Origin of the sequence: Clostridium grantii DSM 8605, from assembly GCF_900129965.1 — a bacterium.
Lineage (GTDB): Bacteria > Bacillota > Clostridia > Clostridiales > Clostridiaceae > Clostridium_AF > Clostridium_AF grantii.
On sequence record NZ_FQXM01000007.1, the window covers coordinates 69,989 to 91,218 of the forward strand.

Genomic DNA, 21,230 nt, shown 5'->3' on the forward strand with positions numbered 1-21,230 from the left:
ATATGGTGGGTGATTTAAATGAAAACAAAATTAAAAGAATATTTTTGGATTACAATTGGATACTTAATTTTAGCTTTTGGAATCAAATTTTTTATTGCGCCTAATAATATTGCGAGTGGCGGAGTGACTGGTATAGCTATACTTATAAATCATTTTATACCAACAATTTCTGTGGCAATTTTAATGCTATTATTGAATGTTATATTATTTATTATTGCATTTATTTTTATCGGTGGAGGTTTTGGCGGGAAAACAATTTATGCTACATTGTCTTTATCAGGAGCAATTTATTTTTTAGACTTATTTTTTCCTGAAAATTATGCTATTACCAATGATCTACTTCTTGCAACACTATTTGGTACACTATTATCAGGTATTGGACTAGGTATAGTTTTTAATCAAAATGCATCCACTGGAGGAACTGATATACTAGCAAAAATTATGAATAAGTTTTCTCATGTAGATATGGGGAAAGCATTATTGATAGTTGATTTTGTTATTGCTTTTTCAAGTGCTATAATATTTAATGCAGAAATAGGGATGTACGCTATTTTAGGTGTTATTATGAATGGAATGATAGTTGATTATATTATTCAGGGATTGAATACATGTAAGTCTATTTTTATTGTCAGTACTAAGCAAGATCAGGTTGTGAAATTTATTATTGAGGAATTGGATAGAAGTTGTACTATCTTAGATGGTGAAGGTGGATATACTGGTAAAAAATCTAAAATGCTTTATACAGTTTTAGGTAGAAGAGAATTTATTCGATTGAGGAATTTTATAAAAGCTGTAGACAAAAATGCTTTTGTTATTGTAAGTGAGGCTCATGAAGTTTTAGGAGAAGGGTTTAAAAATATTGCAGAGTATTAATTATATGGATTTAGATATAATAATTACTATAATTTTTGAAGTTATTTTCCATAAGTTTGAACAAAATGATAACAAATTTTAAATTATGCCACTTTTTCATATTTATTTTTTGAATATAAATCTTCTTATGTTATAATAGTAATTAGGGATTTTGTAAGTATTTTAAATAGAGAATTTAATGATAACTATAAAAATATTCTGGAAATTATTTGAGATAGATAAGGAGAAATTTATATGATAATTTTTCAAAACGTATCAAAAGTTTATGATAATAATGTATTTGCTTTGAAAAATATTAGTTTAGAGATTGAAAGAGGAGAATTTGTTTTTTTGGTTGGGCCCAGTGGAGCAGGAAAATCTACTTTTATAAAACTATTATTAAAAGAAGTAGATCCAACTAAAGGTAAATTAATTATTAATGGAACAGAGATTAGTGGTTTAAAACATAAACAAGTACCTTATTATAGAAGAAGGATAGGAATGGTATTCCAAGATTTTAGATTGATTAATTCTTTAAATGTGGAAGAAAATGTAGAATTTGCCATGAGGGTAGTGGAAGCCAGTAAAAAAGATATAAAAAAGAGAGTTCCTCTTGTTCTTTCAATGGTAGGATTAACTCATAAAGCAAAGTGTTTCCCTAATGAATTATCAGGAGGGGAACAACAAAGAGTTGCTATAGCAAGAGCTATTGTAAATAATCCTACAATGGTTATAGCGGATGAACCTACAGGTAATCTAGATCCAGATACATCTATTGAAATTATGGAAGTTTTACAAGATATAAATAGAGCAGGAACAACAGTAATAATGGCTACTCATGCAAAGAATATAGTTGATTCAATGAAAAAAAGAGTTATTGCAATTGAAAGTGGAACAATAGTAAGAGACGAACAGAGAGGAAGATACGGTTATGAAGATTAGCTCATTAAAACATTTTTTTTCTAGCGCATTTAAAAGTTTAATTAGAAACAGAACATTGAGTGGTGCTTCTATAATAACAGTAACACTTACTTCATTTCTATTCGGGATATTACTACTTACAATGATGAATGCCAATGGATTAATTAAGAATGTAGAATCTAAAATTGAAATAGAAATATTTTTGAACGATGATGCTACAGTAGAAAATAAAATGGACTTAGAAACTAAATTAAACTCAATAGAGAGTGTAAATGAAATTGTTTTTGTAACAAAAGAAGATGCATTAAATGAATTTAAAAGACAATTAGGAGAAGATAACCAAGGATTAATTCAAGGGTTTGAGGAAAACAATCCACTTCCTGAATCCTATGTTGTTAAGGTTGCATCAGGAGATGCAATAAAAGATATTATTACTGAAATAGATGGAATGATTGGAATAAAAAAGGTTAAGGATGATGTGGAACTTGTAAACCAAATAACATCATTTACAAATGGTATGAAGTTAGTAGGCGCTATAATTATGATTATTTTAATGCCGGTTTCATTATTTTTGATCATGAATACTATAAAACTTGCTGTATTTTCAAGAAGAAAAGAAATTGGAATTATGAAGTATGTGGGAGCAACAGATGCTTTTATAAGATGGCCCTTTGTTATAGAAGGTATGATAATAGGTTTTCTTGGTACGGGGATAGCGGTTATATTATTGAATAATGTTTATATTCTTGTATTTAACAAATTAACAGGAATGGTAAAAGGAGGCACTATGATAATGCCAAATCAGATTTTGACATCTGTTACTATTTACTTTCTTATAGGTGGATGTTTTATAGGAATACTAGGAAGTATGCTATCTTTAAGAAAATTCTTAAAAGTTTAAAATGAATTAGGTTGGTATAATTATAAATTATACCAGCCTAATTGCTTTATTATTTTGGTATAAAATCAATATTGTTATCGTAATATAATAAGAGTATTCTATAGTCGAGGTGGAGAGATGAGTATTAATGGTAAAGAGGAAATTGAAGAAAAAAAAGGACTTAAAGGCGGTAAAATAAGCTGGATTGCTATTATTGTTTTGATAGTTATCTTAAGTAACATGGTTACATATATTTTAGCAACAAAGTTTCCGGTTGGTGATTCTGCTGTAATTAGTAAAGAAGAATATAATGATTTGATGCAATTCAGCAAGTTATTTACAGTGAAGGATAACATAGAAAGATTTTATGATGGTGAAATAAATCAAGATGTATTGGTTGATGGTGCTATTAAAGGAATGACATCTTCTTTAGAGGATCCTTATACAGTATATATGAACAATGAAGATTATAAAACATTTGTTGAGGGTGTTGAAGGGAAGTATGAGGGTATAGGACTTCAAGTTAAAGCAGAAGATAATATAATTGTTATAGTTACAGTTTTTGAGGATTCACCTGCAAGTAAAGCTGGAGTTATAGCAGGGGATACAATTGTAAATGTAGCAGGAACAGATGTTACAGGAGATGAACTAGATAAAGCAGTATCTCTTATGAGGGGAGAAAAAGGCACAGAAGTAGAAGTTACTTTTAATAGAAAAAGTACTGGGCCTTATACAGTTAAGATTAAAAGAGATGCTATTAAAATTGATACAGTAACATCAGAAATGATAGATGATAGCATAGGTTTAATAAGAATTTCTGTATTTGAAAATGAAACTTCAAAAGAATTTGAAGAACATTTGAAAAATCTTGAAGCTCAAGGTATGAAGGGGTTAGTTCTTGATTTAAGAGGCAATCCAGGTGGATGGCTACATGAATGTGTAAATGTGGTATCTAACTTTGTGCCAAAAGATGATTTGATTGTTTCTACTATTGATAAATATGAAAAAAAAGAAATTGAGAATTCTAAAGGCGGATTAGCAATAGGTATGCCACTTGTAGTTCTTATAGATGGTGGAAGTGCTAGTGCATCAGAGATATTTGCTGGAGCAGTAAGGGACTATAAAATCGCAACTTTAATTGGTGAAAAATCCTTTGGAAAAGGAATTGTTCAATCGGTTCTTGATAAAAATATATATGGATTTGGAGATGGAACTGCTTTGAAGGTAACAACTTCTAAATACTATACTCCAAATGGAGAAAATATTCATAAAATAGGTATTGCACCAGATATCGAAGTTGTTTACCCAGATGAATTAAGAACACAGGAATATGACAGAAGTAAAGATCCTCAATTCCAAAAAGCAGTTGACGTAATGAAAGATAAGCTTAAGTAGCATCGAAAGGAGAAAATCAAATGGGGATAAATTTAGGAGTATTACAAGGAATTTCAAAAGCCATTGTTAGCTTTCCTTATGTATTAATATTATTTTTAGTGGCAATGAATTTTTATAGAAAAAACAGGAAAATATCTAAAATGCAAAAATTGATTATAGGAAAGTCAATAAATACTCCTTTAGAATTAACCTTGTCAGAAATAGTTCTTGGAATTACAGGTGGTATATTTTCAAGTGTATTGCTGAGCTATTTAGGAGTGGGATTTTCAGAAAACTCTTTAGTAGATTTGATTTTTTTGTTTTCATTGCTTTCGCTAAGTTTTAAAACTAAAGCAATGAACTTTGCTTATACTGCATCTATTATGGGGTTTATAAGTATTTTAATTGAAATAATGAAAGGTTTATATTCTGCAGATTGGAATATACTAAGTGTATTATCAATTGATGTAGTGTCATTAATGACCATGGTGGCTATTATTTATCTTACTCAAGGAATTTTGATAATGATTGATGGAGGAAGAGGTTCTATACCTGTATTTAGTAAACGAAACGGTGAAATTATTGGTGGCTTTGCTTTAAAAAGGTCATGGATTATACCATGTGCAATAATAATACTTACTACTTCCAATAATTATTCAATTAGTGAAACATATTCCTTAAGTCACTGGAAAACCTTTTTAACAGCTACAAATCCTATGGTAATTTTAAGCGGAATTGTGTTGTTTGTTTTACCTTTGTTTGGTGTTTTGAATTTTAGTACATTTACTTTTTCGAAAAGCAAAAAAGAGAAGTCTTTTATATATGGGGCTTTTATGATTGGATATAGTTGTATTTTATTTGTTTTAGCTAGATTGGGTACTTTAAATGTATTTTTTAAATTAGCTACAGTTATTTTTGCTCCAGCAGCATTAGAAGCTATAGAAATTTTTCAAAATTACAAAGAGATTAATAGCAAACCTAAGTATACTTCAAATGATGATGGAGTAATGGTTCTTGAAGTAGTTCCAGATTCTCCGGCATATAATATGGGTATTAAAAGTGGGGATAGGTTAGTGACAATTAATGATAAAAAGATTAAAAAGGAAGAAGATATATTAGAAATTATTAAAGAAACATCTAGTAATATTCTTTTGAAAATAAAAAAAGCAACGGGTATACTAGAAGAGGTTAGGTACTCAAAAACCAATGGTATTAATGCTCTTGGAGTAATTCTGGTGCCAATTAGTTTGCCACAAAAAGAAGGGTATATATTGTTTGAACATGTTAATAAAGAAAGAATAATCGATAAAATTAAAAATAAAGATAATTAGAGGATTTCCTAGGAAATCTTTTTTTTTTAAAACAATGTGAGTATTGACAAAGAAAATTATAAAGTATAAAATTTATATAAACGAACAAATGTTCAAAAGAGGTGATTTTATGGGAATATTTAAATTGAAATCAGTGTTTAAACCATCAGGAGATCAACCGGAAGCTATAGATAATATAGTGGAGGGTTTAAATAAAGGCGAAAAATTTCAAACATTACTAGGGGTAACTGGGTCGGGAAAGACTTTTACAATGGCGAATATTATTAATAAAGTTGAAAAACCTACTTTAGTATTAGCCCATAATAAAACATTGGCAGCTCAATTATGTTCGGAGTTTAAAGAGTTTTTTCCGGATAATTGCGTAGAGTATTTTGTATCCTATTATGACTATTATCAACCAGAAGCTTATATTCCACAGACAGATACATTTATAGAAAAAGATGCTTCTATAAATGATGAAATTGATAAGTTAAGGCACTCTGCTACAGCGGCTTTATTTGAGAGAAGAGATGTTATAGTAGTTGCTTCTGTATCTTGTATTTATGGACTCGGTAATCCGGAAGAGTATAAAAAATTAACAGTTTCACTTCGTCAAGGAATGATTAAAGAACGAGATGATATAATGAGACAATTGGTAGATATTCAATATGAAAGAAATGAAATAAATTTTATTAGAGGTACTTTTAGAGCCAAGGGAGATACTTTGGATATTTTCCCAGCATCTTCTTCTAATATAGCTATAAGAATTGAGTTTTTCGGAGATGAAATTGATAAAATAAGAGAATTTGATTCTCTTACAGGTAATACTATTTGTTTTAGAAAACATGCATTAATATTTCCAGCTTCTCACTTTGCAACATCTAAAGATAAATTGGAAAATGCTATCGTTGAAATTGAGGACGAATTAGAGAAAAGACTAAAAGTTCTTATGGGTGAAGAAAAGTTATTAGAGGCACAAAGAATTAAGCAAAGAACAAATTTTGATATTGAAATGATGAGAGAAATTGGATATTGTAGTGGTATAGAAAATTATTCAAGAGTTTTAGATGGAAGAGCTCCAGGAACTCCACCTAAAACTTTAATAGATTACTTTCCAGAAGATTTTCTTCTTTTCATAGATGAAAGTCATGTTTCACTTCCTCAAGTCAAAGCCATGTATGGAGGAGATAGATCAAGAAAAGAAAATTTGGTTGAATATGGATTTAGGCTTCCTTGTGCTTATGATAATAGACCTCTTAAATTTGATGAATTTGAAGAAAGACTGAATCAAACTGTATTTGTATCTGCTACACCAGCAGAATATGAGTTAAAGCATTCTACTACTGTTGCAGAGCAGATTATCAGGCCAACAGGTCTCCTAGACCCAGAAATAATCGTGAAACCAATAGAAGGTCAAATTGACGACCTTTATGCTACTATAAATGAAACAATTGAAAAAGGATTTAAAGTTTTAGTAACAACCTTAACAAAAAAAATGTCAGAAGATTTAACAGATTATTTAAAAGAAGTGAATATTAAAACTAGATATCTTCACTCTGAAATTAAAACTGTAGAGAGAATGAAAATAATCAAGGATTTGAGATTGGGAAAATTTGATGTACTAGTTGGAATTAATCTTCTTAGAGAAGGGCTAGATATACCAGAAGTAGCTTTAGTGGCGATTTTAGATGCAGATAAAGAAGGATTTTTGAGATCTGAAACATCCTTGATTCAAACAATAGGTAGGGCAGCAAGAAATTCAGAAAGTAAGGTTATCATGTATGCTGATAGAATAACCAATTCTATGGATAAGGCTATAAAAGAAACTTATAGAAGACGTGAAATACAAATAAATTATAATGAAGAGCATGGAATTATTCCAACAACTATAGTTAAGGACATTAAAAATGTACTAGATACTACTATGGTTTCAGAAGAAAATGAAGAATATAACATTGAAGGAACTAAAAAAATAATAATAAATGAAAATAAAGTAAATATTAGTGAAAAGGATAAACTAAAACTTATTGATACATTAGAAAAAGAAATGAAAAAAGCAGCAAAAGAATTAAATTTTGAAAAAGCAGCTGAATTAAGAGATAAAATACAACAGTTAAAAAAATAAAATTAAAGTTAAACTGCTATATTATATAGAAATAAATATAGTAGGGAAGGAGAAAACATTGAGAGACAAAATAATAATTAAAGGAGCTAAGGTTCATAATTTAAAAAATATTGACATCGAGCTTCCAAGAGATAAATTTATAGTTTTTACTGGATTATCAGGTTCAGGGAAGTCATCCTTAGCTTTTGATACCTTGTATGCAGAAGGACAAAGAAGATATGTTGAGTCCTTGTCTGCATATGCAAGACAATTTTTAGGACAAATGGATAAACCCGACGTAGAATATATTGAGGGATTATCACCAGCTATATCTATTGATCAAAAGACTACCAGTAGAAACCCTAGATCCACAGTAGGAACAGTTACAGAAATTTATGATTATTTAAGGTTATTATATGCTAAAATTGGTATTCCGCATTGTCCAAAATGTGGAAAGGAAATTTCCCAACAAACAGTGGATCAAATGATAGATAAGATTTTAGAATTTCCAGAAAAAACAAAGATTCAAATTTTAGCTCCTGTAGTTAGAGGTAAAAAAGGACAGCACATAAAGTTGTTAGATAATATCAAAAAGAATGGTTTTATAAGAGTTAGAATAGACAAAGAAACATTTGACCTTCAAGAAGATGAAATTAATCTTGATAAAAATGTTAAACACAATATTGAAGTAGTGGTAGATAGATTAATTGTAAAAGAAGGTATAGAAGGTAGGTTAAGTGAGTCATTAGAATCGGCTCTTAAATTAACGGAAGGGTTAGTACTAGTTAATATTATAGAGGGAGAAGATATTTTATTTAGTGAAAATTTTGCTTGTGCTGATTGTGGAATTAGTATAGGGGAAATAGAACCTAGATTATTTTCTTTTAATACTCCTTATGGAAAATGTGATAAGTGTGATGGCATTGGCTCACTTATGGAAATAGATGAAGATTTGATTATTCCAGATAAAAGTAAAAGTATTTTACAAGGAGGAATTCTATCTTTTGGAGAAGGTTCTTTAAGAGAAGATTCATGGACGTACTCTATATTAAATGCTATTTCTGAAAAACTTAAGTTTGATTTGAATACGCCTATACAAGATATCCCAAGAAATATTATGGAAATTATTTTATATGGATATAAAAAAGAAAAACTCAAAGTGGTTTATGAAAAAGAAGATAAACAAGGTGTTTATATGCATCAATATGAAGGTGTAATAAATAATTTGAAAAGAAGATATTTAGAAACAAATTCAGATTATATTAAAAGACAAATCGAACAATTTATGAGTGACAGTTCTTGTCCAAAATGCAATGGGGCAAGACTTAATGATAATGCTTTAGCAGTAACGGTTGGTGGGATTAATATTAATGAATTTTCTGTAAAGGCTATTGTAGATGAACTGAAATTTATAGAAGAATTAAAATTATCCAAGAAAGATACAATTATTGCTAATCAAATAGTTAAAGAAATTAGTAGTAGATTATCATTTTTGATAAATGTAGGTTTGGATTATTTGGATTTAGCAAGAATGGCTGGTACTTTATCTGGTGGAGAAGCTCAAAGAATTAGACTGGCGACTCAAATAGGGGCTAGTTTGGTGGGAGTGTTATATATATTAGATGAGCCAAGTATTGGACTGCACCAAAGAGATAATGATAGACTTATTTCTACATTAAAACACTTAAAAGATATTGGAAATACATTAATAGTGGTAGAGCATGATGAAGATACCATTAAAGCTGCAGATTTTATCGTAGATATGGGACCAGGAGCCGGAGAACATGGTGGAGAAATAGTTGCCATGGGAGATTTAAATGATATTTTGAATAATAAAGACTCACTTACTGGTCAATATATAAGTGGAGTGAGAAAAGTTCAAATTCCAGAGCAAAGAAGAAAAGGTAATGGGAAGTTTATAAAAATAGAAGGAGCAGAACAAAACAACTTGAAAAATATAGATGTAGAAATACCTCTAGGAGTATTCAATTGTATAACCGGAGTTTCAGGTTCGGGTAAAAGTACTTTTGTTAATGAAATACTTTATAAAGCTTTAAATAGGAAAATAAATAAATCTAAATATATTCCTGGAAAATATAAAGAAATTTATGGATGGGAAAATATTGATAAAATAATTAACATTGATCAAAGTCCAATAGGAAGAACGCCAAGGTCAAATCCTGCTACTTATACAGGCGTATTTGATATAATAAGAGAATTATTTTCAAATACAAATCAATCTAAGATGAGGGGATATAAGCCAGGCAGATTTAGTTTTAATGTAAAAGGTGGAAGATGTGAGGCTTGTTCAGGAGATGGTATAATAAAAATTGAGATGCAATTTTTATCCGATGTTTATGTACCTTGTGAAGTATGCAAAGGTAAAAGATATAATAGAGAAACTTTAGAAGTTAAGTATAAAGGAAAAAACATAAGCGATGTATTGGACTTGACTATTGAAGATGCACTTGAATTTTTTGAAAATATACCTAGAGCACAAAGCAAACTTCAAACTTTAATGGATGTGGGCCTTGGATATATAAGATTAGGGCAACCATCCACTCAACTTTCAGGAGGGGAAGCCCAAAGAATAAAGTTAGCTACCGAACTATCAAAGAGAAGCACAGGAAAAACCTTCTATATATTGGATGAACCAACTACTGGACTTCATATGGAGGACGTAAATAGGCTTGTCTTAATATTACAAAGACTTGTTGAATCAGGAAATACAGTTATGGTAATAGAACATAATTTAGATGTAATAAAATGTAGTGATAATATAATTGATTTGGGACCAGAAGGAGGCCATAGAGGAGGAACAATTGTATGTACAGGAACTCCAGAAGAAGTGGCAAAAAATAATGAGTCTTATACAGGACTTTATTTGAAAAATATGGTATAATGAAACAAAATTATATTGAATAAAAAGTAAGTGGGTGTTGGAATGCCTTTATTGAGCAGATTAACGGTAGTTTTTAAATTTGTATTTATTTTTTTGATTTATTTAATTATTTTCTTTTCACTAAAAATTATGTACAAGGATTTAAAAAAGGGAAAAGGTACTTCTAAAAAACAAAGTAAATCCTATGAGTTTGCACTAGAAGTATTAAAAGTTTCAAAAGATAATGCTACTTTAAAAGTGGGTTCAATTATCCCATTGAGAGATGATTTTTTTATTGGAAGAGATGAGAAAAACTCACTTCAACTTAATGATAATTTTGTGTCAAAAAAGCATGTTAAAATTTATTGGGATAAAGATTGTTTTGTAATTAAGGATTTGAATAGTACAAACGGAGTTATTATCAACGATGAAATTATTGATAGCGAAATGTACTTAGAAGTTGACGATAAAATTCAAATTGGAGCAAATCTATTTAAAGTAGTAGGTTGATTAATTTGGGTTTTAACTATTATTTAGGATGTTTGAGGAATTTATATGAAAAAATCCATCGATGAAAGAAAATTGTTAAGGTGCACATATTTATTATGTATTTTGTTTTTTATTAATCTAAGTTTTTTGCAATGGCCCTTAGACTATCAAGCCATTGTAATGGCAGGTGTAATTTGTTTTGTAATAGCATATACCTACTTTATTGTAAGAAAATTTTTCCCTTATGGAGATAAGTATATACTAGTTTTTGCTTCAGTACTTTCTATAATAGGAATAGTTATGATTTATAGAATTAGTCCTTCCACATCCATAAAACAGTTAGTTTGGTTTATGCTAGGAGAAACTATATTTGTAATAACGGTAGTAGTACTACCAGTAGTAAGAAAATATTCAAAAATGAGATATGTTTTTATGATCCTAACAATAATATTTATGTCCATGAGTTTTCTTTTTGGTACCACTAAAAATGGTGCTACTAATTGGGTTATCATAGACAATATTAATTTAGGAATAATCCCTTTTTTGATTGATATTTTTAAAAAAATTGGATTATCAGAAAAATCATTGATTTTGTCAATAAGTTTTCAACCCTCAGAATTTGGGAAGATAGTTCTTGTAGCTTATCTAGCATCAGCTTTAAAGGATTATGAAAATTGGAGGGATTTAATAGAACCTGCTATTATAGTTATGATTTCACTGGGTTTTATGGTACTTCAAAGGGATTTAGGTTCTGTGCTCATGTTTTTTGGGATATCATTAACTATGCTTTATATAGCCACATCAAAATTTAAATATGTTATAATTTGTGGGGCTTTATCAATTATAGGAGCTATAGCTAGTTATAATCTATTTTACCATGTTAGGATTAGGATAATGATATGGAAAGACCCTTGGTTGTATGCCACAGATGAGGGGTATCAGATTGTACAATCTATGATTTCTATAGCATCTGGAGGTTTGTTTGGAGCTGGTTTAGGTAAGGGATTTCCTAAATTTGTACCTATAAATACCACAGACTTTATATTCACAATAATATGTGAAGAAATGGGTATTTTAATGGGAATAGCTATTATAATTATCTATTTTTTATTATTCTATAGATGCATTAGAGTAGCAATAAGTTCAGATGACAATTTTACTGCTTTACTAGCTGTTGGATATAGTGCAATGATTGCTACACAAGTGTTAGTAATTGTAGGAGGGGTAACTAAATTGATTCCTTTGACAGGTATAACATTGCCATTAGTTAGTTATGGTGGTAGTTCAATGGTAACAGTATTCTTTGCTTTGGGTATATTGCAAAAGATATCTGAGGAAAATAACTGATGGAATTGATAATAATGAATGGAGAAATTTATGAAGGATATTTCTAACAATGTAAAAAAGGTTGTCATGCTTTTCTTGATTTGTTTTATACTTTTGATAACATATTTATTTTATTTTGAGTTGGTAGAATCCCCAAGTATTAAGCAAAGTACCTATAATAGAAGACTTTGGGCAAAAAGAGAGAGTGTGATTAGAGGAAGTATTTTAGATAGAAATAATAATATTCTAGCTAAAACTGAAGTGAATTCAGAGGGAAGTAGCAAAAGAATTTATCCTTATAAGGACATTTTTGTTCACGCTTTAGGATATGTTGAACCTAATTATGGAATAACAGGATTAGAAAAAAGTTTTGATTCATACCTTATTGGAGAAGAACCTTTTGATGTTAGTACCTTACTGGATAATAGCAACCTAGGTAAAGGTTATGACATTAAAACTACTTTGGATTATAATGTTCAAAAAATGGCTTATGATATGCTTGGAGATAATAAGGGAGCTGTAGTGGTTATAAACCCACAAACAGGAGAAATAATTAGTTTGGTGTCAAAACCGTCATATGACCCTATGGAATTAAATGCTAATTGGGAAGTTATATCTAAAGATGATAAAAATGCACCCATGATAAATAGAGCAACTACGGGAGTGTATCCCCCAGGCTCAACATTTAAGATAATTACGGCTGCATCGGCTTTAAGTAATATAAAAGATATTCAATCTAAAGAGTTTAAAGATGAAGGTGTTTTGAAGTTTAACGATAATGAGCAAATAAGTAATTATGATAATAAAAAATATGGGAATATAAAACTTAACGAAGCTTTTGCTTTATCATCAAATGTAGTATTTGCAGGATTAGGTATTGATCTGGGAAATGGTAATTTAAAGGATACTGCTGAAAAGTTTTTATTTAATAATGAGATTAAAGTAGAAGGTGTTTCTGTTAGGCAAAGTACTTTTCCTTCTCTAGATAGTTTTAAAAAAGGAGAAATTGCTCAAAGTGCCATAGGACAAGGAACAGTTTTAGCAACACCATTTCAAATGGCATTAATAGCAGCAACAATTGCTAATGATGGAATTATGAAAGAGTCATTTTTAGTATCGGAAGTCTTAGATGGAAATGGTTCAAGTATCAAGAGTTTTAATCAACAAAATTCTACTAGAATTATACCAGCAGAAGATGCAAGTGTAATAAAAGGGTATATGAGAGAAGTTGTAGAAAATGGAACAGGTAGTAATGCAGCAATTGATGATATTCAGGTTTGTGGTAAAACAGGTACTGCTGAATACTCTTCAGATAAGGATAAAACTCATGCTTGGTTTGTAGGTTTTGCACCTATGGAAAATCCAAAGGTGGCTATTGCTGTTATAGTCGAAGATGGAGGTACTGGTGGAAGTCTATCGGCTAAAATTGCTAGAGAAGTTATTAAAGAAGCACTTAAATAATTAAAAATAAAGTAACTCTATTGATTGTAATAGGGTTATTTTATTTTGGGAAGATTATTAAAGGATATAAAATTTGAAATATTTGTGAACGTACGTTCTTTTGTGGTATAATAAAATATTAGCATAGTTAAAATAATATTTTTAAACTATAAAAATAAACTAAGGAGAAATTATGAAAGGAAAGACACACATAGGATTAGGTACTATAACATATGTTTCTCTTTGTGATAAATTAGGCGGCTTTAGCTATATTGGATTTTTAATAGTTATAATATCTTCATTACTTCCAGATATAGATCACCCAAAGAGTACATTTAATAAATATATACTTCCCATAAAAAACAAAAAAACAAAAAAGTCAGTTTATTTATCTTTTGCAATAATAATTTTATGGTATGATTTAATAAAAGGAGATATGCCGGTTCTTCGGGTGGCGGCTATTGCTTTAATATTAATAGCTTTTTCTAGTCATAGAAATGGATTTACTCATAGCATATTTTCTATGATAGTATTTATTATATTAGCAGGTTATCTAGAATTTATATTTAAGTGGAATTATATAGTTGAGTATATTTCAATAGGTTATGGTATGCATCTAGTAGGGGATATGCTAACAGTTCAAGGGGTTCCTATTTTATATCCCCTAGTAAAAAAGAAAATAAAATTTCCTTTAACTATAAAAATGAATACTAAAATAGGAAATTTTATAGAAGAATTTATTTTGATTTTATGTTTGATTTATTTAATATATTATTTACCAAGAAAAATATGACTTAAAGAGTAGGTGTTTTTATGTTTGACTTTCAGTACCATATTAAAAATTTACCAGAGAAACCTGGTGTTTATATAATGAAAAATTCTAAAGGTGAAATTATTTATATAGGTAAAGCTAAGATATTGAAGAATAGAGTTTCACAATATTTTAGAAGTCAAAAAAATTCACCAGAAAAAGTTAAGGCAATGGTTAAGAATATTTCTGAATTTGAATATATAATTACAGATTCTGAAATGGAAGCTTTGATTTTAGAATGTAATCTTATAAAGAAACATAGGCCAAGATATAATATTCTTTTAAAGGATGATAAACATTACCCTTTTATTAAAATAACTATAAATGAAGATTTCCCAAGGGTTTTTGTAAGTAGAATGAGAGTTAGAGATGGAGCAAAGTATTTTGGACCATATCCAAGCCAAGGAGCTGTTTACGAAACTTTAGAGCTTATAAAAAAAATCTTTCCTATTAGAACATGCAGAAGAGTTATAAAAGAAGATGGACCAGAAACAAGACCTTGCTTAAACTATTATATTAATTTGTGTAAAGCTCCTTGTGCAAAGAAAATTTCTAAAGAAGATTACAAAGAAATAATTAAAAGTATTATGGATTTGCTAACGGGTAAGGATAATAATATAATAAAGGAACTGGAAATAAATATGAATAAAGCGGCTGAAGAATTGGACTTTGAGAAAGCAGCTGAATTTAGAGATAAAATTGCGGCTATTGAGAAAATAAGGGAAAGTCAAAAGATTATTCTTAGTAATTTTGATAATGAGGACTTTATTAATATTTATAGTGAAGGCAATATCACTTGTGCTCAAATCTTTTTTGTGAGAGAAGGAAAAATAATTGGCAATGAGCATTTTATAATTGAGAATATTTTGGAATTAGATGAGGAAGAAATAATAGATAATTTTATAAAAGAATTTTATAGTGGAACTGCTTTTATACCTAAAAATATTTATGTACCATTTTTAAAAGAAACTGACTTATTAGAAGAATGGCTTTCAGCTAAAAGAAAAGCGAAGGTAGGTATTAAGATTCCTCAAATGGGTGATAAGAAAAAACTTTTAAATATGGTGGGGATAAATGCAAAAAATACTTTTAATAACTTCAAACTGAAGTTGCTTAAAGAAAAGCATCAAGGAGAGTCGGTTCTTCTAGAGTTATCAAAATTAGTTAATTTAGAAAATCTTCCTGAGAGAATAGAAGCTTATGATATTTCTAACATTCAAGGGGTTGATTCTGTGGGAACCATGGTGGTATTCGAGGGAGGAAAACCTAAAAATAGTGATTATAGAAGATTTAAAATTAAAAGTGTAAAAGGTGCGGATGATTATCAAAGTATGTATGAAATTCTTCACAGAAGATTCAAAAGAGGAATTGATGAGATAAATTTAATTCAAAATAAAGAATTGGATTTTACAAATGGGAAGTTCTCTGTTTTCCCTGATTTGATTCTTATGGATGGTGGTAAGGGTCAGGTTAATATAGCCTTAGAAGTGTTAAAATCTCTTAACATAAGCATCCCAGTGTGTGGAATGGTTAAAGATGATAAACACAAAACTAAAGCTTTGGTGTATAATAATAGGGAAATAGAAATAAAATCTAATAAAGAAATTTATAAATTTATAACAAGAATTCAGGATGAAGTGCATAGGTTTGCTATTACATATCATAGAAGTTTAAGAGATAAAAGAGTACTACATTCTGTACTTGAAGATATACCGAATATTGGAGCGGTTAGAAGAAAAGAATTATTGAAGAAATTTGGAAGTATAGATAATATAAAAAAAGCAAAATTTGAAGAGCTAATTGCTACAGAATCTATTAATGAGGTGGCAGCTAAAAGTATTTTGGATTTTTTTCATAAAAATAAATAAATGAGGTGGTTTAATGAAATATTTAATCGATGTACACACTCACACTATAGCTAGTGGGCATGCTTATAGCACATTAACTGAAAATGCTAAACAAGCATCAGAAATAGGACTTAAAGTATTAGGAACAACTGAACATGGACCTACCATGTATGATTCACCACATCCTTGGTATTTTGGAAACTACAGAGTATTACCAAGAGAATTATTTGGTGTTACAATGCTTTATGGTTGTGAAGCTAATATAATTAAAAGTAATGGTGAATTAGATTTGCCTTTAGAATATCAAAAAACTGTGGATATTCTCATTGCTTCTCTTCATGATATATGTTTTGAACCAAATACAAGAGATAAAAATACTGAAGCAGTATTAAATGCTATGGAGAATCCATACATTGATATATTAGGACATTTAGGTAATCCAACATACCCAATATGGGAAGAAAAAATTATTCAAAAGGCTAAAGAAAAAAATATATTGATAGAATTCAATAATAGTTCAATGACTACATCAAGACCAGGAAGTAGACAATACTGCAAAAAAATAGCTGAATTATGTAAAGAAAATGGAAATATGGTAATACTTAATACAGATTCACATTTTAATTTGCATATTGGTCAATTTCAGCAAGTACATGAGTTAATGCAGGAAGTTGAAATGCCGGATGATAAAATAATAAATATTGATGAAAATAGAATAATAGAATATTTAAAATCTAAAGGTAAGTTAAAAGATATGAATAACTAATAAATAAGGAGAAATTTAATGCATTTAAATAAAAGATTTATGGAGGAAGTATATAAGATATTTCCACAAAATAATGTTAAACTTGATGAGCTTATGAAAAAGCACACATCCTTCAAAGTAGGAGGTCCGGCGGATTGTTTAGTAATTCCCAAAAATTATGATCAAATAGCTGAAATAATAAAATTATGCATAGCTTATAATGAACCATGTTTTATTATGGGTAATGGATCTAATTTGTTAGTAAGAGATGGTGGAATAAGAGGAGTAGTAGTAAAATTAACAGAATTAAAAGAAATAAAAGTTGAAAATAACAAAATAATTGTTCAATGTGGAGCGTTATTAACAAATGTTAGTATGGCAGCTTTAAATGCTGAGTTAAAAGATTTTGAATTTGCATGTGGGATACCTGGTACAATAGGAGGAGCAGTTGCAATGAATGCCGGAGCTTACAATGGAGAAATTGCAAATGTAATAGAAAGTGCAACAGTTGTAGATAAAGAAGGTAATATATTAAAACTTTCTAAACAACAATTAGAATTAGGTTATAGAACTAGCATTATTCTTAAAAAAGGATATACAGTTTTACAAGCTACTTTTTCACTACAAAAAGGAAATTACAAAGAAATCAAGGAAATTATTGATGACTTAATGAATAAAAGAGTTACAAAGCAGCCATTAGAATTTGCTTCAGCGGGAAGTACATTTAAAAGACCAGAAGGATATTTTGCAGGTAAGCTAATAGAAGATTCAGGACTTAAAGGAAAATGCTTTGGGGATGCACAAGTATCTGTGAAACATTCGGGATTTATTATAAATAAAGGAAATGCTAAAGCACAGGATATTTTGAATCTTATAAATCATGTGCAAAATACTGTAAAACAAAATTATGGAGTAGATTTAAAGACAGAAGTAAGAATTATTGGGGAAGAATAGAGGGAAGCACCTTGTTGAGGTGCTTCTTTAAGTTGGATGATTTGTGAGTGATATAAATATTTATTTTATATTGTAATTTAATTGTAATTGGGTTGAAATATAATTTATAATAAACATAAGTAGTTAAAAGTAATTAGGAGGATTTATATGAGATTTGTTATAGTTACAGGATTATCAGGTGCAGGAAAAACAGGTGCCATAAGAAGTTTAGAGGATTTAGGATATTTTTGTATAGATAATTTACCTCCAACTTTAATCCCAAAATTTGCAGAAGTTTGTTATCAAACAGATGGAAAAATAAGCAAAATTGCTTTAGTAATAGATATTAGAGGGAGAGAGTTTTTTGACGCACTTTTTGAAAGTCTTAAACACTTGGAAGAAAAAGAATATTCATATGAAATAATATTTTTAGAAGCCAAAGATGAAGTTTTAGTAAAAAGATACAAAGAATCAAGAAGAAAGCATCCACTAGCACCTGATGGTAGAATTTTAAAGGGCATTGAATTAGAGAGAAGAAAATTAAATGAAGTTAAGTATAAGGCTACACATGTTATAGATACATCAGCATTAACTGTTAGAGAATTAAAAGAAAAAGTGGATAGAATATTTGGGGATGAAGCGCAATTAGAAAATAAATTAATGGTTACAGTATTGTCATTTGGATTTAAATATGGGCTACCAGTGGATTCTGACTTATTGTTTGATGTTAGATTTTTGCCTAATCCATTCTATATACCAGAATTAAAACCTTTTTCAGGAAATGACCAGGAAGTAAAGGATTATGTTTTGAGTTTTAAAGAAACACAAGTTTTTATAGATAAATTAACAGATATGCTAGTATTTTTAATGCCTAACTATCTTAAAGAAGGCAAGAGGCAATTAATTGTATCTATCGGTTGTACTGGTGGAAGGCATAGATCTGTAACTATAGCCAATGAAATGCACAAGATTTTAGAAAATATCGGAGTCAAAGTTAATATTGAACATAGGGATATTAATGAGGATGTTTATAAAAGCGGAAATAAATTATGATCTTTTATAAAAAAGTAAAAGGTGATTATAAAATAAAACGATGGATTCTAACTTGTATTATTGGGCTAATTTTTACTATAATGTCTTGTGGAACATTGGTATATAAAGAATTTTTATCTTTAAAAGAAATATATATAAATATTTTACTTGCAATAGGTGGTTTAATTATTATCTATTATTCTATATATAAGATAATTAGAAGAAACTTGGATATTCTTACCAAGGGAAGTTGTAAATTATCGGTAAATCCAAAATCTCACTATAATATTAAGCATGAAAGAAAAAATTTAATGAAAGGTCCTAAAATTGTGGCAATCGGTGGAGGTACAGGATTATCTACTATGTTAAGGGGATTAAAAGCCTATACATCAAATATTACAGCTATAGTTACTGTAGGAGATGATGGTGGAGGTTCAGGAACTTTAAGAGAAGACTTAGGGATGTTACCTCCTGGAGATATTAGGAATTGTATTCTTGCTTTAGCTGAAACTGAGCCAATAATGCAGGATTTACTTCAGTATAGATTTAAAGAAGGTAGACTCAAAAATCAGAATTTTGGCAACCTTTTTTTGGCCGCTATGGATGGTATATCAGGAGGTTTTGAAGAAGCAGTTCAAAAAATGAGTGATGTACTGGCAGTTAAAGGGAAAGTATTACCAGTAACTTTAGATAATATGGTTTTGAAAGCTACACTTAAAAATGGTAGAATTATAGAAGGCGAGTCCATAATTCCGGAACAATGCTTAAAAGAAGAAAGCTCAATAGATACTATTGAGATAATTCCTTCTCATTCAAAAGCTTTAAATGAGGCAATTATAGCTTTAAAAGAAGCGGATGCTATTGTGATTGGTCCAGGAAGTTTATATACAAGTATAATTCCTAATTTATTAGTACAAGGTATTACAGAAGAGATTATTAAATCTAAAGCTATAAAAATTTATGTTTGCAATGTTATGACACAGCCAGGTGAAACAGATGGATATTTGCTTGAACATCATTTGGATGCATTATTTAAGCATAGCTCAAATAAATTAGTAGATTATGTTATAGCAAATGATTCATACATTAGTAAACAGTTAAAAGAAAAGTATTTAGATAAAAAATCTATCCCAGTTTATCATCGTGATAATACAGAAGAAAAGTATAAAGTGAAAATTATTTATGATGATATAGTTTCTATAAAAAACGATTATATAAGACATAATTCTGATAAGTTAGCAGGGATAATTTTCAAATTAATTAGTAAAAACAAAAAATCTAAGTGAATTTAAAGGTATTATAAGGAGAATTTAATAATGTCATTTTCATCAACGGTAAAAAATGAAATTTGTAGATATGGGGATTTGAATAAAGAGGAAGCAAGAGCCTTATTAGCTGGATTAATGAAAGTTAGTGGAACATTAGCATTAACAGGAGAAAGGAAAATAAATTTTAGAATTTCTACGGAAAACCCAGCAATAGCTAGATTAGCTTTTAAAATGCTAAAAGAGCATTTTGATATACATTCAAAATTGATGGTTAAAAAAAGTAATTCACTTAAAAAGAATAATATATATCTTGTAATGATTACAGAAGAAATGGGTGTAAGAGATCTTCTGGAAAAAGTTGGAGTAGCAGATAGCTCTGGAGGTTTTTTTATGCTAGATTATACTATTCCTGATAGATTAATTCATGAAGAAACATGGAAAAGAAGCTATATTAGAGGGGTATTTTTAGGGGGAGGAAGTATTAGTAATCCTGAAAAAACTTATCATTTAGAATTTGTTACTCATAATGAAGAATACGCTGAGGATTTAAAAAATCTTATCAATACCTATGGATTAAATTCAAAGGTGATAAAAAGAAAAAGTAGTTTCGTTATTTATATTAAAGAAGGTGAGCAAATAGTAGATATTCTTAATATTATAGGAGCTCATAATTCCTTATTACAACTAGAAAATGTAAGAATAATGAAAGAAATGAGAAACAATGGAAATAGATTAGTTAATTGTGAAACGGCAAATTTAAGTAAAACTGTTAATGCAGCTGTTAGACAAATAGAAAGTATAGAATTAATTAAAAAAGAAATAGGACTTGAGAGATTGCCTAAGAATTTAAGAGAAGTAGCAGAGCTTAGAATTAAATTTCCTAATGAATCTTTAAAAGAACTAGGAGAAATGCTTGTACCAGAAGTAGGTAAATCTGGTATAAATCATAGGTTAAGAAGAATAGAAAAAATTGCAGAAGAACTTAAGCACCATTAAAAAACTTTTGTAAGCAAATAG

17 protein-coding genes are annotated in these 21,230 nt (G+C 29.2%); all 17 read left to right on the plus strand.

Going from position 1 to position 21,230, the window contains the following annotated elements; translation table 11 throughout:
- The first annotated feature begins 18 nt into the window (after positions 1 to 18).
- The 17 genes from BUB83_RS07795 (at position 19) to whiA (ending at position 21,209) form a co-directional block, all read left to right on the plus strand.
- Positions 19 to 873 carry a YitT family protein gene (locus BUB83_RS07795; protein WP_073337895.1) on the plus strand — a complete coding sequence of 285 codons (855 nt, stop codon included), beginning with the start codon at positions 19 to 21 and terminating at the stop codon, positions 871 to 873.
- Between the two features lie 234 nt (positions 874 to 1,107).
- Positions 1,108 to 1,794 carry a cell division ATP-binding protein FtsE gene (gene ftsE / locus BUB83_RS07800; protein ID WP_073337896.1) on the plus strand — a complete coding sequence of 229 codons (687 nt, stop codon included), beginning with the start codon at positions 1,108 to 1,110 and terminating at the stop codon, positions 1,792 to 1,794.
- Positions 1,784 to 2,674: a permease-like cell division protein FtsX gene (ftsX, locus tag BUB83_RS07805; RefSeq protein WP_073337897.1), complete on the plus strand. Its 891-nt coding sequence runs from the start codon at positions 1,784 to 1,786 to the stop codon at positions 2,672 to 2,674. Before ftsE ends, ftsX begins: the two co-directional genes overlap by 11 nt.
- 117 nt (positions 2,675 to 2,791) lie before the next feature.
- Complete coding sequence (locus tag BUB83_RS07810; RefSeq protein ID WP_084133456.1) at positions 2,792 to 4,048, plus strand: S41 family peptidase; 1,257 nt, start codon at positions 2,792 to 2,794, stop codon at positions 4,046 to 4,048.
- Positions 4,049 to 4,068: 20 nt separating this feature from the next.
- A complete protein-coding gene (locus tag BUB83_RS07815; RefSeq protein WP_073337898.1) occupies positions 4,069 to 5,358 on the plus strand; it encodes a PDZ domain-containing protein in 1,290 nt (429 codons plus the stop codon).
- Between the two features lie 109 nt (positions 5,359 to 5,467).
- Positions 5,468 to 7,462, plus strand: coding sequence for an excinuclease ABC subunit UvrB (uvrB, locus tag BUB83_RS07820; RefSeq protein ID WP_073337899.1), 1,995 nt, complete (start codon positions 5,468 to 5,470; stop codon positions 7,460 to 7,462).
- 58 nt (positions 7,463 to 7,520) lie between these two features.
- On the plus strand, positions 7,521 to 10,343 hold the full coding sequence (gene uvrA, locus BUB83_RS07825; protein WP_073337900.1) for an excinuclease ABC subunit UvrA: 2,823 nt from the start codon (positions 7,521 to 7,523) through the stop codon (positions 10,341 to 10,343).
- A 42-nt stretch (positions 10,344 to 10,385) separates the two neighbouring features.
- The gene (locus BUB83_RS07830) at positions 10,386 to 10,832 is read left to right on the plus strand and encodes an FHA domain-containing protein (RefSeq protein WP_073337901.1); all 447 of its coding nucleotides are present in this window, start codon (positions 10,386 to 10,388) and stop codon (positions 10,830 to 10,832) included.
- Positions 10,833 to 10,877: 45 nt separating this feature from the next.
- Positions 10,878 to 12,158 carry an FtsW/RodA/SpoVE family cell cycle protein gene (locus BUB83_RS07835; protein WP_073337902.1) on the plus strand — a complete coding sequence of 427 codons (1,281 nt, stop codon included), beginning with the start codon at positions 10,878 to 10,880 and terminating at the stop codon, positions 12,156 to 12,158.
- A 30-nt stretch (positions 12,159 to 12,188) separates the two neighbouring features.
- Positions 12,189 to 13,598 carry a peptidoglycan D,D-transpeptidase FtsI family protein gene (locus BUB83_RS07840; protein WP_073337903.1) on the plus strand — a complete coding sequence of 470 codons (1,410 nt, stop codon included), beginning with the start codon at positions 12,189 to 12,191 and terminating at the stop codon, positions 13,596 to 13,598.
- A gap of 172 nt (positions 13,599 to 13,770) precedes the next feature.
- On the plus strand, positions 13,771 to 14,370 hold the full coding sequence (locus tag BUB83_RS07845) for a metal-dependent hydrolase (RefSeq protein ID WP_073337904.1): 600 nt from the start codon (positions 13,771 to 13,773) through the stop codon (positions 14,368 to 14,370).
- 20 nt (positions 14,371 to 14,390) lie between these two features.
- Positions 14,391 to 16,256 carry an excinuclease ABC subunit UvrC gene (uvrC, locus tag BUB83_RS07850; protein ID WP_073337905.1) on the plus strand — a complete coding sequence of 622 codons (1,866 nt, stop codon included), beginning with the start codon at positions 14,391 to 14,393 and terminating at the stop codon, positions 16,254 to 16,256.
- A 13-nt stretch (positions 16,257 to 16,269) separates the two neighbouring features.
- A complete protein-coding gene (locus tag BUB83_RS07855; protein WP_073337906.1) occupies positions 16,270 to 17,001 on the plus strand; it encodes a phosphatase in 732 nt (243 codons plus the stop codon).
- A gap of 18 nt (positions 17,002 to 17,019) precedes the next feature.
- Positions 17,020 to 17,934, plus strand: a complete 915-nt coding sequence (murB, locus tag BUB83_RS07860) for a UDP-N-acetylmuramate dehydrogenase (protein ID WP_073337907.1) — start codon at positions 17,020 to 17,022, stop codon at positions 17,932 to 17,934.
- A gap of 147 nt (positions 17,935 to 18,081) precedes the next feature.
- Entirely contained in the window at positions 18,082 to 18,966 is an 885-nt protein-coding gene (rapZ, locus tag BUB83_RS07865; RefSeq protein ID WP_073337908.1) for an RNase adapter RapZ, read from the plus strand.
- Complete coding sequence (locus BUB83_RS07870) at positions 18,963 to 20,231, plus strand: gluconeogenesis factor YvcK family protein (RefSeq protein ID WP_073337909.1); 1,269 nt, start codon at positions 18,963 to 18,965, stop codon at positions 20,229 to 20,231. The genes rapZ and BUB83_RS07870 overlap by 4 nt, the downstream gene beginning before the upstream one ends.
- 30 nt (positions 20,232 to 20,261) lie before the next feature.
- On the plus strand, positions 20,262 to 21,209 hold the full coding sequence (gene whiA, locus BUB83_RS07875) for a DNA-binding protein WhiA (RefSeq protein ID WP_073337910.1): 948 nt from the start codon (positions 20,262 to 20,264) through the stop codon (positions 21,207 to 21,209).
- Positions 21,210 to 21,230 lie beyond the last annotated feature (21 nt).

Excerpts from the sequence above, each read along its gene's own strand:
- BUB83_RS07795 (WP_073337895.1), top strand. The coding sequence starts at position 19 with ATGAAAACAAAATTAAAAGAATATTTTTGGATTACAATTGGATACTTA.
- ftsE (WP_073337896.1), top strand. The coding sequence starts at position 1,108 with ATGATAATTTTTCAAAACGTATCAAAAGTTTATGATAATAATGTATTT.
- ftsX (WP_073337897.1), top strand. The coding sequence starts at position 1,784 with ATGAAGATTAGCTCATTAAAACATTTTTTTTCTAGCGCATTTAAAAGT.
- BUB83_RS07810 (WP_084133456.1), top strand. The coding sequence starts at position 2,792 with ATGAGTATTAATGGTAAAGAGGAAATTGAAGAAAAAAAAGGACTTAAA.
- BUB83_RS07815 (WP_073337898.1), top strand. The coding sequence starts at position 4,069 with ATGGGGATAAATTTAGGAGTATTACAAGGAATTTCAAAAGCCATTGTT.
- uvrB (WP_073337899.1), top strand. The coding sequence starts at position 5,468 with ATGGGAATATTTAAATTGAAATCAGTGTTTAAACCATCAGGAGATCAA.
- BUB83_RS07830 (WP_073337901.1), top strand. The coding sequence starts at position 10,386 with ATGCCTTTATTGAGCAGATTAACGGTAGTTTTTAAATTTGTATTTATT.
- BUB83_RS07835 (WP_073337902.1), top strand. The coding sequence starts at position 10,878 with ATGAAAAAATCCATCGATGAAAGAAAATTGTTAAGGTGCACATATTTA.
- BUB83_RS07840 (WP_073337903.1), top strand. The coding sequence starts at position 12,189 with ATGAAGGATATTTCTAACAATGTAAAAAAGGTTGTCATGCTTTTCTTG.
- BUB83_RS07845 (WP_073337904.1), top strand. The coding sequence starts at position 13,771 with ATGAAAGGAAAGACACACATAGGATTAGGTACTATAACATATGTTTCT.
- uvrC (WP_073337905.1), top strand. The coding sequence starts at position 14,391 with ATGTTTGACTTTCAGTACCATATTAAAAATTTACCAGAGAAACCTGGT.
- BUB83_RS07855 (WP_073337906.1), top strand. The coding sequence starts at position 16,270 with ATGAAATATTTAATCGATGTACACACTCACACTATAGCTAGTGGGCAT.
- murB (WP_073337907.1), top strand. The coding sequence starts at position 17,020 with ATGCATTTAAATAAAAGATTTATGGAGGAAGTATATAAGATATTTCCA.
- rapZ (WP_073337908.1), top strand. The coding sequence starts at position 18,082 with ATGAGATTTGTTATAGTTACAGGATTATCAGGTGCAGGAAAAACAGGT.
- BUB83_RS07870 (WP_073337909.1), top strand. The coding sequence starts at position 18,963 with ATGATCTTTTATAAAAAAGTAAAAGGTGATTATAAAATAAAACGATGG.
- whiA (WP_073337910.1), top strand. The coding sequence starts at position 20,262 with ATGTCATTTTCATCAACGGTAAAAAATGAAATTTGTAGATATGGGGAT.